Genomic DNA, 14,394 nt, shown 5'->3' on the forward strand with positions numbered 1-14,394 from the left:
AAGCCGTATCAGTGGTATAAATTCAGCCTGACTGCTGCGGCGTCAGCCTGGCAGCGATATTTCAGCGAATAAACAGGCGAGAACCGAGACCGGATGGAAAAAAACACGCTTTCTCAGGATACCGAACTGCTGACCGAAATTGCGGTTGCTTACTATCAGGATGAAATTACCCAGGAAGAGATTGCGCGTAAATTTGGCATTTCACGCATCAAGGTTGGACGATTACTAAAACGCGCCAGGGAAGAGGGTATTGTAGAAATTAACGTCCGCTATCATCCGGTTTTCAGCACCCGTCTTGAGCAGCAGCTGCTCAGCCGTTTTCCCCATCTGCAACGTGCGCTTATTGCCCTGGACTATCCGGAGGAAGACGAGCAGCGTCGTCAGGTGGCGGCACTGGTTTCTTCCCATCTTGGTCAGGTGCTAAAAGAAAATAATGTGGTGGCGATTGGTCAGGGGCGTAACGTTGCCGCAGTGGCGGACTATCCCGGCCAGGTACCGGTGCGCTATTGCCATTTTATCAGCAGTATTGGGGGGACCCACCGACCGGGCGATGCTATCAATGCCGACCATATCAGCCGCCGGATGGCGCGCAAATTTGGCGGCAACAGTGAAACGCTCTATGCGCCGGCATACGTGGAAAATCGTGCTTTACGGGACGCATTTATGCAAAACGGCACCATTAAAGAGACCCTCGACAGAGCGCGCAAGGCTGATGTGGCTATCGTCGGCATTGGCGATATGAACGAAAATAGCTATATGGTCAAGCTGGGCTGGTTTTCACCCCATGAAATCATCGACGCCAGCCTCAATCAGGGGGTCACCGGCGACGTGGCAGGCTATGATTTCTTTAATGCCCAGGGCGAACATGTTGATACGGTCATGAATCATCGTGTTATTGGCCTGAGTATTGATGAATTGCGCAAAATCCCCTGCGTGATTGCGATTGCCGCAGAAAATACCAAGGCGATGGCCATACTCGGGGCACTGCGTACCGGCGCTATCGATATTATTGCCACCAGTGCCCAGAATATCCGTACCATTCTCAATATGACCCAGTAAGAGATTCGCTGCATCAGGCTGATTGGTTGCGCCCGCGCTTTAAGAAACGGACAGTTGCCGCAGGCTCGCGGCATCGGACCTGGGCGTACAAGGTCGGCTGTCAGTTGCCTGAGTCGGACCGGCGCTGTGCCCGGCAACAATAAAAGCACGTTTTGCCGGGTGATAATCTGATTTTTTCGCCCTGCGTCGTGGTTTGTCATCCTGCTTCACTTCTATAGTTATAGCTGCGTTCAGCGAGTGAGCAACGAGAAACAGGAGTGGCGAATGGACGACCAACTGAACAAAAGTGCGTTAGATTTTCATCAATATCCGCAGCCAGGTAAAATTCAGGTCGTGCCGACCAAACCGCTGGCAACCCAGCGCGATCTTGCCCTGGCCTATTCGCCGGGCGTGGCGGCACCTTGTCTGGAAATTGCTGATGATCCGCTGGCTGCACATAAGTACACGGCGCGGGGCAATCTGGTGGCGGTGATATCCAACGGAACGGCCGTGCTGGGGCTTGGCAATATTGGCGCACTGGCCGGTAAACCGGTAATGGAAGGTAAAGGCGTTCTGTTTAAAAAATTTGCCGGCATTGATGTTTTTGATATTGAAGTTGACCTGACCGATGCCGATAAGTTTATTGAGGTCGTGGCGGCGCTGGAGCCGACCTTTGGCGGTATCAATCTTGAAGATATTAAAGCGCCGGAATGTTTTTATATTGAAAAGAAACTGCGTGAACGCATGAACATCCCGGTGTTCCATGACGATCAGCACGGCACGGCAATTATCTGCAGTGCCGCCGTTATTAACGGCCTGAAAGTGGTTAAAAAAAATATCTCCGATGTGCGTCTGGTGGTATCCGGTGCCGGTGCCTCGGCGATTGCCTGTATGAACCTGTTGGTGAGCATGGGGCTGAACCGACACAATATTATCGTGTGCGACTCTAAAGGGGTGATTTATCAGGGGCGCGAAGAGAATATGGCGGCGACCAAAGCGGCCTATGCCATTGCCGATAACGGTAAGCGAACCCTCGATGACGTCATCGCTAACGCGGATATTTTCCTCGGTTGCTCCGGCCCAGGTATTCTCAGCCCCGGGATGGTCAGGCGTATGGCGCGCGATCCGCTGATTCTGGCTCTGGCAAATCCTCAGCCGGAAATCCTGCCGCCGCTGGCAAAAGCGGTACGCCCGGACGCCATTATCTGTACCGGCCGTTCTGATTACCCCAACCAGGTAAACAATGTGCTCTGCTTTCCGTTTATTTTCCGCGGCGCGCTGGATGTTGGTGCCACGGCAATTAACGAAGAGATGAAGCTGGCCGCAGTACAGGCGATCGCTGAACTGGCACAGGCGGAACAGAGTGATGTGGTAGCATCAGCCTACGTTGATCAGGATCTGAGTTTCGGGCCTGACTATCTGATTCCCAAACCTTTTGATCCGCGTTTAATTGTCCAGATAGCGCCAGCTGTGGCACAGGCGGCAATGGATTCTGGTGTGGCAACCCGACCGCTGTCAGACATGAACGCTTACCGCGAAAAACTGGCCGAATTTGTCTACACCACCAATCTGTTTATGAAACCGATCTTCTCCCAGGCGCGCAAAGATCCAAAACGGGTGGTGCTGGCAGAAGGGGAGGATATTCGTGTTCTCCATGCGACCCAGGAGCTGATTGGCCTGGGCCTGGCAAAACCGGTGCTGATCGGTCGCCCGGGGGTGATTGAAATGCGCCTGAAAAAGCAGGGGTTGAAAATTCAGGCCGGAAAGGACTTTGAGGTGGTGAACAATGAGTCCGACCCGCGTTTCAGAACTTACTGGAATGAATATTATCAGATTATGAAACGTCGTGGCGTCAGCCCGGAGCAGGCACAGCGTGCGCTGATTGGTAACCCCACGCTGATTGGCGCAATTATGGTTCATCGTGGTGAGGCCGATGCGCTTATTTGCGGCACAATTGGTGACTATCACGAACATTTTCGCGTCATGGAAAACGTGTTTGGCTACCGCAAGCCACAGAAAGTTGCTGGCGCGATGAACGCCTTGATGCTGCCATGCGGCAATACTTTCATTGCCGATACCTATGTCAATGCCGATCCTTCGGCCCAGCAGCTGGCAGAGCTGACACTGCTCGCCGCAGAAACGGTTCGCCGTTTTGGCATTGAGCCGCGGGTGGCGTTACTTTCTCATTCCAGCTTTGGCAGTTCAGATGCGCCAGCGGCGCAGAAAATGCGTGAGGCACTGGCGCTGATTCAGCAGCAGGCACCGCAGCTGGAAGTGGATGGCGAAATGCACGGTGATGCCGCACTGCTGGAAAGCATCCGCAAAGATCTGATGCCGGACAGTCCGTTAAAAGGATCTGCAAATCTGCTGATTATGCCCAATATGGAAGCCGCACGTATCAGTTATAACCTGCTGCGTGTTGCCTGTACTGAAGGGGTTACCGTTGGCCCGGTGCTGATGGGGATGGCCAGTCCGGTGCATATTTTAACGCCGATAGCCTCGGTGCGACGGATTGTTAATATGGTTGCACTGGCGGTGGTGGAAGCACAAACCACACCGTTATAAGCATCGGGCGCAGGCGGCGAAATGCCTTCTGCGCCCGAATTTAACCGCGGCTGCTGGATTACAACCACTCTTTTACTGGCAGGAAGTCGCGGTAAAGCCTGGCTTCTTCTGAATCCGCTAACGGCTGATAATCATATTCCCAGCGTGCCAGCGGCGGCATTGACATCAGAATGGATTCGGTACGCCCGCCGGTTTGCAGGCCAAAATGGGTGCCGCGATCCCAGACAAGATTGAATTCCACATAGCGGCCACGGCGGTAAAGCTGGAATTGTCGCTGACGTTCCCCCCAGGGCGTTGTTTTGCGGCGCGCAACAATCGGCAGATAGCCATCAATAAATCCCTGACCGACGGCCTGAGCAAAAGCAAAACAGTGGTCAAAGTCTGGTGTATTCAGGTCATCAAAGAATAAGCCGCCGATGCCTCGCTGTTCATTACGGTGGGGCAGATGAAAATAGTCGTCGCACCATTTTTTATAGCGTGGATAGTAGTCATTACCGAAGGGCTGGCAAAGCTGCTGCGCGGTACGGTGCCAGTGCTGCGCATCTTCTTCAAAGCCATAGAACGGCGTGAGGTCAAAGCTACCACCAAACCACCAGACCGGCTCAGCATCAGGTTTTTCGGCAATAAAAAAACGTACGTTAGCATGGCTGGTGGGCACGTAAGGATTCTCCGGGTGAACCACCAGCGAAACTCCCAGCGCTTCAAAGCGGCGTCCTGCCAGTTCCGGACGATGAGCCGTTGCTGATGCGGGCATCTGGCTGCCATGGACATGAGAGAAATTGACGCCGGCCTGTTCAAACACCGCGCCGTGGCGCAGCACCCGGCTGCGACCACCGCCGCCTTGCTCGCGCGTCCAGTTATCCTGCTGGAAGCAGGCTTTACCATCCTCACCGGTGAGCTGCTGACAGATATCGTCCTGCAGTTGCAATAGGAATTGTCTGACCCTGGCAATATCAGGTGAATGCATGATTTCCTTTCCTGCTAAAAAATAATCCGGTGATTATAGGTTATTTTATGGCTGTCGCGCGTGGGTTTAGCGCGTCAAACTCCCGGAAGAAACTGATAATGCCATCGACAATGGCGCCGGCGATTTTTTGCCGGAAAGCAGTGGTTCCCAGCAGGCGTTCTTCCTGTGGATTGGTAATGAAAGAAGTTTCCACTAATACTGACGGTATTGACGGTGATTTGAGCACCGCAAAGGCGGCCTGTTCAGTGTGCTCGCTATGCAAAGAATGAATTGGCCGGATTTGATTGAGCACATGCTTACCCAGTGTCAGGCTGTTTTTAATGGTGTCGGTTTGCACCAGATCGAACAGAATTTCCTGCAGGTAGTGATCTTTGGCTTCAACTTCAACGCCGCCGACCTTATCCGCCGCATTTTCACGATTGGCGAGATATTTTGCCATAGTGCTGCTGGCACCGCGCGTTGACAGGGCAAAAACCGAAGCGCCATGGGCATCCGGACGGGTGAAACCATCGGCATGAATTGACATAAACAGGTTAGCACCGTGTTGATGGGCAATTTCAACCCGTTGATACAGCGGGATAAAATAATCGCTGTCGCGGGTCAGTCGCACCTCAATGGTCGGATGATCTTGCAACCGGCTGCGAATATGGCGGGCGATATCCAGCACCACGTGTTTTTCTTCAGAGCCTTCTTCACCGAGAGCGCCGGAATCGATACCGCCGTGACCGGGGTCGATCATGACGATTCTTTTGCCTGCGGCGGCGGGCTTCGCCGGCTGGCTGTGGTTGCCATTTAGCTTCAGACTGTCAGGCGCTGTGCCGGCGCGGGCCAGGCGGCTGCAGCTTAGCGCCAGTGCCATGCCAGTCAGCAGTAGCTGACGGCGTGAGGTTTCCGGAGTCAGAAATTTGATCGTTTTCACAGTGGTATCCACCAATAAATATTATTTATTGTTATATCGTAACGGTTGTTATTACGCGAGAGCTGGTGTATTTCAGGCATTTATTTTTTATTTCAGCAGGCAAATAGCAAGCTGATTTTTATCCCTGCGATGCAGATAACTTGCGCATCGGCCAGAATGCGTGATAATCAGCAGAATCTGCGACTTAACAGGATATAAGCCATGGAAATCCGCGCGTTTCAGCAGGACGATTTTGAAGAGGTGATCACGCTGTGGGACCGCTGCGATCTGCTGCGGCCGTGGAATGACCCCGAGCTGGATATTGAGCGTAAGATGAGCTACGACCCGGATCTGTTTCTGGTGGCGGTGGTGGGTGGCGAAATCGTTGGTAGTCTGATGGGCGGTTATGACGGCCATCGCGGTTCGGCATATTACCTTGGCGTGCATCCTGATTACCGTGGTCGTGGCATTGCCAATGCGCTGGTTAACCGGCTGGAAAAAAAGCTGATTGCCCGCGGTTGCCCAAAAATCAATCTGATGGTGCGTCAGGAAAATGATGCGGTGATTGGATTTTATGAAAAACTTGATTATGACCTGGTAGACAGCGTTAGTCTTGGCAAACGTCTGATTGAAGACCGTGAATATTAATGCGTTATGCTGAAGTATCCTCCGGAGTTCTGGGATGACAAAGGACAACTCAGACTTCCCTTATCTTACTGGTTAATTCTGCTGCTGCAATCACGCAGCTGGGTGCTGCTGGTACTGGCTGGGGTTTCCCGTCAGCAGGCCAGCACATTGCTGGGGTTATTTTATCCCGACCCGCATGACTTCTGGTTTGGCCTGATTGGCGGTATCCCGGCGGTAGCGGGTTTTTTACTGAGTGGCTGGCGTCAGCGTTTTCCACGCAGCTGGCAGGCCTGGCGCTGGGTATTGATATTTTCCTTGTTGTTCTCTTTTATTCAGCCCTCTGTTGCCATTAGTCAGGACAGGGTGCAGATGACTCCATGGCTGATTATCACCGGCGTCGCCGATCTGCTGGCTTTATGCTGGCTGTTGCTCGATGGCCGGCTGCGTGATTGTTTCAATCCGCACTTAATGCAAGCTGAGTAAACTTTTCGGCGCCGGCACAATCAAAGCTGTTCGGCGATAGCGCCTGTGAATGAAAGGAGTGTTCATGAAGTCTGTTTCCCTGATGCCGCTTTGTGCGGCCATATTACTGGCCGGCTGTGCCGGTTCCTCTGCCCCCTCTGCTGACAGCGCCAGCTGGTATAACCCTTTATCATGGCACTGGTCGGCGCTTAATCCGCTTGGCTGGTTTGCTTCAACGCCGCGGGTGACAGAGCAGGGAGTAGGGACAATAACGGCGGCAACGCCTATGACGGAAACAGCGATCAGCGATGCGCTCGGTGGCAATTACCATCTGCGTAAAGGTATGCGTGGCGAGGGCGGAAAAATCATTACTTTCTGGCAGGCGCTGCGTGATGACAAGCTGAAAATGGTCATCAACGGTCAGCACAGCGTCAGCCAGGTTGTGGTCATGGACGAGAAGGTGAGTGGGCCTGACAATATCACCCTGGGCACCCCTTTTAGCCAGCTATACCGTGAAGCCTTTGGTGCCTGTAAGCTGGCGGGAGCGGGTGAAGGAAGTGACATTCGCTGTCAGGCTCCGGCGAGTCAGCATATCTGGTATCAGTTTAGCGGCGAGTGGCATGGCCCGCTGGGATTAATGCCGGACAATGCAACGCTGCAAAAATGGCGTATTGACAAAATTATCTGGCAACAATGACCTTTTGCTTGCCCGGCGGGCGGCCTTTGCACCAGCAGGCCGGCCTGTCAGGCGGATAATTGCGTCGGTCAAGCCAGTTGCATAACCAGTGCCAGCACCTTATAGCGTTTAACGCTTTAAAATCACCAAAAGGTATATAAAACCGTTACAACTTTGCCCGGTGTTATAAATAAACTGACAGCCTGATACATTCAGTCAGATTGAGACACAGGGTGCGATATGAGACAAAAAACGATAAAAAAAATAGTCAGTGCGGCGCTGTTGACCCTGCTACTGGCTGGCCACGCACAGGCAACCGAATTACTAAACAGCTCCTATGACGTCGCCCGCGAATTGTTTATTGCACTGAACCGCCCGTTTGAACAGCAGTTGAATGCGCAACATCCTGATGACAAGCTGACCATTAAGCAATCTCACGCCGGCTCATCGAAGCAGGCACTGGCGATATTGCAGGGACTAAAAGCCGATGTGGTGACCTATAATCAGGTAACCGATGTGCAAATCCTGCACGACCGCGGCAACCTTATTCCCGCTAACTGGCAGCAACGCCTGCCCAATAACAGTTCGCCATTCTATTCGACGATGGCGTTTCTGGTCCGCAAGGGGAATCCGAAAAATATCCACAGCTGGAATGACCTGGCGAGAAACGATGTAAAACTGGTGTTTCCTAATCCCAAAACGTCCGGAAATGGTCGTTATACCTATCTGGCAGCCTGGGGAGCCTCCAGCGAGGCCGATGGCAACAATCTGGCAAAAACCCGTGACTTTATGCGCCGTTTTTTGAAAAATGTCGTGGTTTTTGATACCGGTGGCCGGGGTGCGACTACCACCTTTGTTGACCGGGGTTTAGGTGATGTTCTGATAAGCTTTGAATCTGAAGTTAATACCATTCGTAATCAGTACGCCAGTGAGGGATTTGAAGTTGTGGTACCGGAAAATGATATTCGCGCCGAATTTCCGGTGAGCTGGATTGATAAAAATATTGCGCGTAATAATACCAGCGTGGCGGCGAAAGCCTACCTGAACTATCTTTATTCCCCCGAAGCGCAGAAAATTATTACCGATTTTTATTACCGGGTGAATAATCCGGCGCTGATGGCTGAAAATAAAGATCGCTTCCCGGCTACCCGCCTGTTTAACGTCGAACAGAAGTTTGGCCACTGGGATAAGGTAATGAAAACGCATTTTTCCAATGGTGGCGAGCTGGATAAGCTGCTTGCTGCAGGACATTAAAATGGAATTTGTCCAGAGTAAACGTGTTTTGCCGGGATTTGGTATCAGTCTCGGCAGCAGCCTGTTTTTTACCTGCCTGATTTTGCTGTTGCCCCTCAGCGCATTGCTGATGCAATTGTCACAGATGACGCTGGCGCAATACTGGCAGGTTGTCACTAATCCGCAAATCGTTGCCGCCTACAAAGTGACGTTGCTGGCTGCTGCGGTCGCGTCGGTGTTCAATGCCGTTTTTGGCATGCTGATGGCGTGGATATTAACCCGCTATCGCTTTCCCGGACGTAGCCTGCTGGATGGTCTGATGGATTTACCCTTTGCTTTACCGACGGCGGTTGCCGGCCTGACGCTAGCCGGCCTGTTTTCCACTAATGGCTGGCTGGGAAGCGGCCTTTATGCATGGTTCGGCATTAAAGTTTCCTATACCTGGCTGGGTATTGCTGTGGCAATGGCTTTCACCAGCGTGCCTTTTGTTGTACGTACGGTTCAGCCGGTACTGGAAGAGCTGGGTGCCGAATTCGAAGAAGCTGCAGAAACCCTGGGGGCCACCCCCTGGCAGAGTTTTTACCGGGTGGTGCTGCCTGAAGTGGCACCCGCGCTGCTGGCGGGGACAGCGCTCTCTTTTACCCGTAGCCTTGGTGAGTTTGGTGCGGTTATTTTTATTGCCGGCAATATTGCCTGGAAGACCGAAGTGACTTCGCTGATGATTTTTGTCCGGCTGCAGGAGTTTGATTATCCGGCAGCCAGTGCCATTGCGTCAGTCATTCTGGCAGCGTCGTTGCTGCTGCTGTTTGCCATTAATACGCTACAAAGCCGCTTTGGCCGGCGAATTGGAGGCCACTGATGGCAGATATCATGACCGTGATGCGCCGGCGGCGGATTAACTGGGGCAAGGGCCTGCTGATTACGCTTGGTATCCTGTTTTCCACCTTGTTGCTGGTGGTCCCGCTGGTATCAATTTTTGTTGAAGCACTGGCTGACGGCGTGCATAGCGCCATCGCTAATCTGCATGACCCTGATATGCTGCATGCCATCTGGCTGACGCTGCTGGTGGCTTTGATTACCGTGCCGGTGAACCTGGTCTTTGGCACCTTGCTGGCCTGGCTGGTGACGCGTTTTCGCTTTCCGGGGCGTCAGCTATTACTGACGCTGTTTGATATTCCTTTTGCCGTATCGCCGGTGGTTGCCGGGCTGATTTATCTGCTGTTCTGGGGGGTAAACGGACCGGTTGGTAACTGGCTGGATGCGCATAACATCCAGCTGATGTTTTCCTGGCCGGGTATTGTTATGGCAACGGTGTTTGTAACCTGTCCCTTTGTGGTGCGTGAACTGGTGCCGGTGATGCTTAGTCAGGGGAGTCACGAGGATGAAGCCGCTATTTTGCTGGGGGCGTCTGGCTGGCAAATGTTCCGGCGGGTGACGCTGCCTAATATTCGCTGGGCTTTATTGTATGGCGTGGTGCTAACCAATGCACGGGCGATTGGGGAATTTGGTGCGGTATCGGTGGTTTCAGGGGCGGTGCGTGGTGAAACCTACACGCTGCCACTTCAGGTTGAATTACTGCATCAGGATTATAATACGGTAGGCGCATTTACCGCCGCGGCGTTACTGACGCTGATGGCAATTGTGACACTGTTTTTGAAAAGTGCTTTACAGTGGCGACTGGAAAGCCAGCGCGTGCGCATGCAGCAGGAGGGACATAATGAGCATTGAAATTAGTGGTATTGGCAAATCTTTTGGCTCAACAAGCGTGCTGCATGATATTTCTCTGGATATTCCTTCCGGTGAAATGGTGGCGTTGCTGGGGCCATCTGGTTCAGGAAAAACCACGCTGCTGCGGATTATTGCCGGACTTGAACATCCCTCGCAGGGCAGGCTGAGCTTTCATGGTAACGATGTCACCGGCATGCATGCCCGTGACCGTCAGGTCGGCTTTGTTTTCCAGCATTATGCGTTGTTTCGTCATATGACGGTGTTCGATAACATCGCTTTTGGATTAACAGTGCTGCCGCGCCGCAAGCGTCCAGGCAGCGCCGCCATCCGGCAAAAAGTTATGCAGTTGCTGGAGATGGTTCAGCTGTCGCCGCTGGCTAACCGCTATCCTGCTCAGCTTTCCGGAGGCCAGAAGCAGCGTGTGGCGCTGGCGCGCGCGCTGGCTGTCGAGCCGCAAATTCTGCTGCTTGATGAACCTTTTGGCGCGCTGGACGCACAGGTTCGCAAAGAGTTACGCAGCTGGTTGCGTCAGCTGCATGAGGAACTGAAGTTTACCAGCGTGTTTGTTACCCATGACCAGGAAGAGGCGATGGAAGTGGCTGACAGCGTGGTGGTAATGAGCCAGGGGCACATTGAACAGATAGGTTCACCGCAGGACGTCTGGCGTGACCCGGCGACCCGCTTCGTACTGGAGTTTCTTGGCGAAGTGAATCGTTTTGATGGTCAGATAGACGGGGCGCAATTTTCCGTCGGTGGTCAGCGCTGGCCGCTGGGCTATACGCCGGTGTGGCAGGCGCAGGTTGACCTTTTCCTGCGTCCATGGGAAGTGGATGTCAGCCGGCAGAATACCCCGGATACGCCGCTGATAGCCCAGGTGATAGAAGTCAGCCCCAAAGGACATTTCTGGCAGCTTCAGCTGCAACCTCAGGGCTGGCAGGATGCACCATTTAGCGTGGTGTTCGATGGCAGCCAGCTGGCACCGTTACGCGGCGAGACGCTTTATGTCGGGCTGAAACAGGCGCGGGTTTATCATGGCGATGTGCCCTTACGGCAGCTTGCCTTCGCGCAAAGCGCTTGATATTTTCTTGCGGGTCTGGCGAAAACCAGTTTAGCCTGTCTTTATTATCTGCCTTAGGGCTTGTCAGGAACCGTATCGTGACGACGCTTGAAAAAACGATTGGTAGTACACCTCTGGTGCAGTTGCAGCGCCTGACGCCGGATAACGGCAGTGAAATCTGGGTAAAGCTGGAAGGCAATAATCCGGCGGGTTCGGTGAAAGATCGGGCCGCACTCTCTATGATTCAGCAGGCTGAAGCGCGTGGAGATATTAAGCCAGGCGATTTGCTGATAGAGGCGACCAGCGGCAATACCGGGATCGCGCTGGCGATGATTGCCGCGATGAAAGGCTACAAAATGCGCTTACTGATGCCTGATAATATGAGTGAAGAGCGGCGCGCAGCGATGGCGGCTTACGGCGCTGAGCTGGTACTGGTTAGTCATACGGCGGGCATTGAAGGGGCGCGGGATCTGGCGCAGGAAATGGCAGCGCGCGGTGAAGGTAAAGTACTCGATCAGTTTAATAACCCGGACAATCCGCTGGGGCACTATCTGACGACCGGCCCTGAAATCTGGCAGCAAAGCAACGGCATGCTGTCGCATTTTGTTTCCAGCATGGGGACCACCGGCACCATTACCGGGGTCGCCCGCTATCTCAAAGAACAGCGAGCCGGGGTGCAGATTGTCGGTTTGCAACCGGCTGAAGGCAGCAATATTCCGGGTATTCGTCGCTGGCAGCCGGATTATCTGCCGGGTATTTTTCGCCCGGACCTGGTGGATGAAATACTGGATATCGGCCAGTATGAAGCTGAAGATATTATGCGTCAGCTGGCAAGCAGGGAAGGCATTTTTTGTGGCGCCAGTTCCGGTGGCGCGGTGGCAGGAGCATTGCGCATTGCCCATGCTCTGCCAGGAAGCAAAATCGTTGCTATTATCTGTGATCGGGGCGATCGCTATTTGTCGACCGGGGTATTCAGCGGTGCATCGTCCCAGGACGGCGGACTGTAAGAATAACGTAAAACTGGCTGAAAATCAGCCGGCCGCGGGTCACAATAGCCAAATGAGCTGCAGATGAGAGTCACAATGAAGATTTTGCTGGTTGATGATGACGTTGAACTGGGAACCATGCTAAGTCAGTACCTGATTACCGAGGGGTTTGATACTTCGCTGGTACTGAGTGGCAAAGCCGGTATTGAGGGCGCGCTGTCGTCTGAGTACGGCGCGGTTATTCTTGATATTATGTTGCCGGATATGAGTGGTATTGATGTGTTACGCCAGATCCGCCAGCAGAACCGACGTTTGCCGGTGATCATGCTAACGGCAAAAGGTGACAATATCGACCGGGTAATTGGTCTTGAAATGGGTGCGGATGACTATGTCCCTAAGCCCTGCTATCCGCGTGAACTGGTAGCACGCCTGCGGGCGGTACTGCGTCGCGTCGAAGATACCCCGGTAATTTATGATAAAAAAGAGATTGTGCAGTGGCAGGATCTGACTCTTAATCCGGCCACACGCATCAGTGAATGGCAAGGTAAGTCTTTCGACCTGACTGCGTCGGAATTTAATCTGCTTGATTTACTGATACGCTCACCGGATCGGGTGGTATCCAAAGATGAGCTTTCCGAAAAGGGCCTTGGCCGGCAGCGGGAAGCATACGATCGCAGTGTTGATGTTCACATCAGTAATATTCGTCTGAAGCTTTCCGCGCTGACACACGACAAAGTCAATATTGAGACCGTCCGCAGTATTGGCTACCGGATCCGATGAAAGCACGCTTACGTGGTCGCCTGTTCTGGAAAATCCTGTTTGGTTTCTGGCTGACTTTTATTATGGTCAGCCAGTTGTTATGGCTGGGATTCCAGTTTTATGGCCGTAACCATGAACCACCAGAGCATAAGGTTGCCCGGCGTATTGTCGATATACAGATGGCATCGGCCGTCTCGGTGTTACAGCGTGGCGGTCTGGCGGCACTCAACGATATGATGGCTGACTGGCAGCCTGATGATAAGCGTTTTTTTTCGGTGATGCAGGTAGATAACCTGCCGCAGGAGACACCGCAACCCTCTGTGATGAGTTTCGACCGCGCGGCAACCCTGCCTGATGAAGTTGTTGAGTGGGTCACGGTGGCGGATGGTACGCATTACCGGCTACGTTATGACGTAAAAGGGCTGCGTAACGACAACGATATCAATGGCGGACCTCATCCGCATATCCTGAATATTCCGATGCCGATGTTTTTTATTGCCGGCGTAGGCGGCCTGTTGTTCAGTCTGATTCTGGCCTGGAATCTGACCAGGCCAATGCGCCAGCTTAGTCAGGGCTTTTCCCGTATCTCTGCTGGCGACCTTGAGGTACGGTTGTATCCCGATATGCGTGGCCGCCACGATGAACTTTCGGTAGTGGCAAAAGATTTTGATGCCATGGTTGAACGGCTGTCGGCGCTGATTAATTCCCGCGAAGCATTACTGCACGATATTTCTCATGAACTGCGATCGCCGCTGGCCCGCCTGCAGCTGGCGACCGGGCTGGCGCGTCAGCTTCCCGACAATGTTGAAGGTTCGCTGGACAGAATTGACGAAGAAGCGCGCCGGTTAGATAAGATGATTGGTGAGATACTGACTCTCTCCCGCGCCGGTTATGACAGTCAGCCGGAAGAACGCTACTTCGATTTACTGGGACTGGTGGAAGCGGTAACCGACGATGTGCGCTATGAGGCGCAGGTGCCGGGGGTGGAAATTGTGTTGACCTGCGATCAGCCGGCGGATTATACGGTACGGGGTAATGCAGAGCTGATCCGGCGCGCGGTAGAGAATGTCCTGCGTAATGCGCTGCGTTTTTCACAGCAAGGGGAGCAGGTCGATGTTAGCCTGCGTCATGATACCGACTGGCTGGTGATCAGCGTGCGCGATCGCGGACCCGGCGTGGATTCTGATAAGCTTTCCAGCATTTTCGACCCTTTTGTCCGGGTTAACTCTCCGCTGATGGGCAAAGGATATGGTCTGGGTCTTTCCATTGTGCGCAAGATTGTACTGGCACATCACGGTGAGGTGCAGGCAATCAATCATAAGCAGGGGGGGCTGGTATTGATCATTCGCTTACCACACTGGACTGCGTCACAATAAAAAAACGGCACCCTCAGGGTGC

General features: G+C 53.3%; 14 protein-coding genes. 12 read left to right on the forward strand and 2 right to left on the reverse strand.

The features are described from left to right. Nucleotides 1–93 precede the first annotated feature (93 nt). Together BL249_RS00915 and maeB are read left to right on the forward strand one after the other, a co-directional pair. Nucleotides 94–1,059: a sugar-binding transcriptional regulator gene (locus BL249_RS00915; RefSeq protein ID WP_099705157.1), complete on the forward strand. Its 966-nt coding sequence runs from the start codon at nt 94–96 to the stop codon at nt 1,057–1,059. A gap of 264 nt (nt 1,060–1,323) precedes the next feature. Next, complete coding sequence (maeB, locus tag BL249_RS00920; protein WP_099705156.1) at nt 1,324–3,603, forward strand: NADP-dependent oxaloacetate-decarboxylating malate dehydrogenase; 2,280 nt, start codon at nt 1,324–1,326, stop codon at nt 3,601–3,603. 58 nt (nt 3,604–3,661) lie between these two features. Here maeB and hemF read toward each other — a convergent pair whose 3' ends face one another. Both hemF and amiA read right to left on the reverse strand, forming a co-directional pair. After that, on the reverse strand, nt 3,662–4,570 hold the full coding sequence (gene hemF / locus BL249_RS00925) for an oxygen-dependent coproporphyrinogen oxidase (RefSeq protein WP_099705155.1): 909 nt from the start codon (nt 4,568–4,570) through the stop codon (nt 3,662–3,664). A 40-nt stretch (nt 4,571–4,610) separates the two neighbouring features. Then, on the reverse strand, nt 4,611–5,489 hold the full coding sequence (gene amiA, locus BL249_RS00930; RefSeq protein ID WP_099705154.1) for an N-acetylmuramoyl-L-alanine amidase AmiA: 879 nt from the start codon (nt 5,487–5,489) through the stop codon (nt 4,611–4,613). 201 nt (nt 5,490–5,690) lie between these two features. On the opposite strand from amiA, the gene BL249_RS00935 reads away from it, so the two are divergent. From BL249_RS00935 to BL249_RS00980, 10 genes are all read left to right on the forward strand, one after another. Then, the gene (locus BL249_RS00935; protein ID WP_099705153.1) at nt 5,691–6,116 is read left to right on the forward strand and encodes a GNAT family acetyltransferase; all 426 of its coding nucleotides are present in this window, start codon (nt 5,691–5,693) and stop codon (nt 6,114–6,116) included. 6 nt (nt 6,117–6,122) lie between these two features. Continuing rightward, entirely contained in the window at nt 6,123–6,578 is a 456-nt protein-coding gene (locus tag BL249_RS00940) for a DUF2919 domain-containing protein (RefSeq protein ID WP_099705152.1), read from the forward strand. Between the two features lie 64 nt (nt 6,579–6,642). Further along, the gene (locus tag BL249_RS00945) at nt 6,643–7,254 is read left to right on the forward strand and encodes an RpoE-regulated lipoprotein (protein WP_099705151.1); all 612 of its coding nucleotides are present in this window, start codon (nt 6,643–6,645) and stop codon (nt 7,252–7,254) included. A gap of 219 nt (nt 7,255–7,473) precedes the next feature. Next, nucleotides 7,474–8,487 (forward strand): sulfate ABC transporter substrate-binding protein, encoded by a 1,014-nt coding sequence (locus BL249_RS00950; RefSeq protein WP_099705150.1) that lies wholly within the window; start codon nt 7,474–7,476, stop codon nt 8,485–8,487. 1 nt (nt 8,488) lies between these two features. Beyond that, nucleotides 8,489–9,325, forward strand: a complete 837-nt coding sequence (gene cysT, locus BL249_RS00955) for a sulfate/thiosulfate ABC transporter permease CysT (RefSeq protein ID WP_099705149.1) — start codon at nt 8,489–8,491, stop codon at nt 9,323–9,325. Then, a complete protein-coding gene (cysW, locus tag BL249_RS00960; protein WP_099705148.1) occupies nt 9,325–10,194 on the forward strand; it encodes a sulfate/thiosulfate ABC transporter permease CysW in 870 nt (289 codons plus the stop codon). Before cysT ends, cysW begins: the two co-directional genes overlap by 1 nt. Then, nucleotides 10,184–11,272 (forward strand): sulfate/thiosulfate ABC transporter ATP-binding protein CysA, encoded by a 1,089-nt coding sequence (gene cysA, locus BL249_RS00965; protein ID WP_099705147.1) that lies wholly within the window; start codon nt 10,184–10,186, stop codon nt 11,270–11,272. The genes cysW and cysA overlap by 11 nt, the downstream gene beginning before the upstream one ends. 77 nt (nt 11,273–11,349) lie before the next feature. Next, the gene (gene cysM, locus BL249_RS00970) at nt 11,350–12,258 is read left to right on the forward strand and encodes a cysteine synthase CysM (protein WP_099705146.1); all 909 of its coding nucleotides are present in this window, start codon (nt 11,350–11,352) and stop codon (nt 12,256–12,258) included. Nucleotides 12,259–12,333: 75 nt separating this feature from the next. Continuing rightward, on the forward strand, nt 12,334–13,017 hold the full coding sequence (locus BL249_RS00975; RefSeq protein WP_099705145.1) for a response regulator transcription factor: 684 nt from the start codon (nt 12,334–12,336) through the stop codon (nt 13,015–13,017). Then, the gene (locus BL249_RS00980) at nt 13,014–14,372 is read left to right on the forward strand and encodes an ATP-binding protein (protein WP_099705144.1); all 1,359 of its coding nucleotides are present in this window, start codon (nt 13,014–13,016) and stop codon (nt 14,370–14,372) included. The genes BL249_RS00975 and BL249_RS00980 overlap by 4 nt, the downstream gene beginning before the upstream one ends. Nucleotides 14,373–14,394 lie beyond the last annotated feature (22 nt).

Origin of the sequence: Erwinia sp. OLFS4 (assembly GCF_002752165.1) — a bacterium.
In the GTDB taxonomy this organism is placed as follows: Bacteria; Pseudomonadota; Gammaproteobacteria; order Enterobacterales; family Enterobacteriaceae; genus Izhakiella.